Here is a 2614-nt window from a genome sequence, read left to right as displayed (position 1 = left end):
CCGCTGGCGGCTGATGGCGTTCGAGGCGCCCCTGGGCGCGGGCGATCCCGGCCCGGCCGAGGACGCGCTGGATACGACGCTGGCCGGCGTGCGCGGGCTGCTGCGTCGCAACGCGGGAATGTTCATCGGCATCCAGGAGGCCTCGACCCTGCTGAACCGCGCCGGCGAGAGCTATCCCGAGGTGGTCAAGGAGGTCGCGCGCGCCCTGCCCCTGGCCCGCATCGCCGAGATCATGCGTCGCCTGGCCGAGGAAGAGGTGCCGCTGCGCAACCTGCGCGACATCCTGGAATCCTTGGCCGACGCCGGTCAGCGCGAGAAGGATCCGCTGGCCCTGACCGAGTTCGCCCGCGTGGCCCTGCGTCGCCAAATCAGCCACCGCTACGCCCCCGACGGCGTGCTGAAGGCCGCCGTGCTGGAGCCCGCGCTGGAGAAGCACCTGCGCGAATCCATCCGCGTCGGCGGCGCCGGTCAGCAGCTGGCGCTGGAGCCGGACATGGCCCGCCAGATCATCGAGGCCGTGCAGAAGACGGTGCGCGACACGAACGCCGACGCCGTGCTGGCCGCCATCGACCTGCGCCGTCACATCCGCAAGCTGGTCGAGCCCGAGCTGTTCGACACCCCCGCCCTGTCATTCCACGAGCTGCTGCCCAGCCTGAAGCTCGAGATCGTCGGCCGGGTCGCCCTGCCCGACCTCGACGCGGCGACGCCGGCGGCTGTTCCCGCCCCTTCCGCTCCTCCCGCCTCCACGGCCGCTGCGGCCTGAAACGACGGACCCTGCATGACGATCAAGACGCCGACCGCCCGCAAAGGCTTCAAGACCGCCCTCCTGGCCATGGCCTCCGCGGCCACGCTGCTCGGCCTGTCCGCGCCCGCTGCGGCGGGCGATCCGCCGATCGGCAACCAGACGCTGCAGATCGCCCCGCGCGAGCAGCCGGTGGGTCAGTTCCTGCAGAGCTTCTTCGGCCAATTGGGCGTGCCGGTCATCATCAGCCCCAACCTGCGCGGCACGGTGAACGGCGCCTTCAGCGGCCCGGCCTCGACCATCTTCAGCCAGGTGGCGGACGCCTTCGACCTGGTGGCCTATTATGACGGCGGGGCGGTCTACATCTATCAGACCTCCGAACTGACCAGCCAGTCGATCCCCGCCTCGCCGCAGATGCTGCGCCGCGTGCGCGCCACGGCGCAGGAAATGGGCCTGCTGGACAGCCGCAACACCCTGCAGCCCGCCGGGCAGATGCTGATCGCCAACGGCACGCGCCGCTTCATCCAGCAGATCGACGAGATCGCCCGGGCCGGCCCCGGCGCTCGCGCCGAAGCCGCCCAGCCGACCTATGAGTACCGCGTCTTCACCCTTCGCTACGCCTGGGCCGATGACGTGACCTTCGAGACGGCCCAGAGCGAAGTCACCATTCCGGGCGTCGCCTCCATCCTGCGCGCCATGGTCAGCAACGACCCGAACGGCGCCGTCGCCCGGCGCATCGAGACCCGCCGCTCGCCGCGCGTCGGGGGCCTGCGCGGTCAGGGTCTGGCCTCGCAAGGCGCGGCGCAGAACGGCCTGATGGACGCCAGCTATGTCGACGGGGGCTTCACCCCGACGCCGGACACGCTCGGCCTGGCGCTCGCTGACGAACAGATGGCGGGCGGCGCCCCGGTCCAGCACGCACGCATCCAGGCCGACACGCGCCTGAACGCCGTCATCGTGCGCGACACGGCCGACCGCATGGGGGCCTATGAGGCGCTGATCGCCGCCCTGGACAAGGAGCCGCAGCTTCTCGAAATCCAGGCCACCATCATCGACATCGACACGACCCGCGCGCGTCAGCTGGGCATCAGCTGGCGCTTCGACGACGGACGCGGCGGCATCCTGTTCGGCGACGGCACGCGCAACGACGAACGCCTGCGCCGGGGCCAGGACATCACCCCGCGCAACAACGGCCTGGCCATCTCAACCATCATCGGCAACGGCGACTACTTCGTCTCACGCATCACGGCGATGGAGGATGAGGGCGTCGCCCGCATCGTCTCGCGTCCGCAGATCGTCACCCTGTCGAACGTCCAGGCCCTGTTCGAGAACACCCGCAGCTTCTACGTCGGCCTGGAGGGCGAGCGGGACGTCGACCTCTACAACGTCACCGCCGGGACCACGCTGAAGGTCACGCCGCACGTCCTGCGCGACCAGAACCAGACCCGTATCCGGATGCAGATCCAGATCGAGGACGGCTCCCTGACCGACGCCGACGTCGACGACATCCCGGTCGTCCAGCGCGCGGCCCTGAACACCCAGGCCATGATCCTGGAAGGGCAGAGCCTGCTGCTGGGCGGCATGGTGGTGCAGCAGGACGTCAACGCCGTGACCAAGGTGCCCGTGTTGGGCGACATCCCGGCGGTGGGCCTGCTGTTCCGTCGCTCGGAGCGTTCGACGGGCCGGATCGAGCGCCTGTTCCTGATCACGCCGCGCCTGGCGTCCATCGGCGAGGAAGCGCCTGCGCCGCGCCTGGACTTCGGCGCCATTCCCGGCTCGCCCGAGACCCAGCCCCTGCCCGCCGCCCCGGCCCTGCCCAAGGGCGGATCGCGCATGGGCTTCAATCAGGGGTCGGCGCCGAACGACCCCCTG

2 protein-coding genes are annotated in these 2614 nt (G+C 70.6%); both read left to right on the top strand.

What is annotated here, in order from left to right; all coding sequences use genetic code 11:
- Positions 1-763, top strand: a 763-nt coding sequence (locus tag BDIM_RS05380; protein WP_211205971.1) for an FHIPEP family type III secretion protein, incomplete at its 5' end; no start/stop codon positions are given.
- Positions 764-778: 15 nt separating this feature from the next.
- The coding region (sctC, locus tag BDIM_RS05375; RefSeq protein WP_040345117.1) for a type III secretion system outer membrane ring subunit SctC at positions 779-2614 on the top strand (1836 nt) is incomplete at its 3' end.

It is taken from the genome of Brevundimonas diminuta ATCC 11568 (assembly GCF_000204035.1).
GTDB lineage: Bacteria > Pseudomonadota > Alphaproteobacteria > Caulobacterales > Caulobacteraceae > Brevundimonas > Brevundimonas diminuta.
The sequence above is the reverse complement of the archived record's forward strand: the minus strand, read 5'-3'. Positions and strand labels throughout refer to the sequence as shown.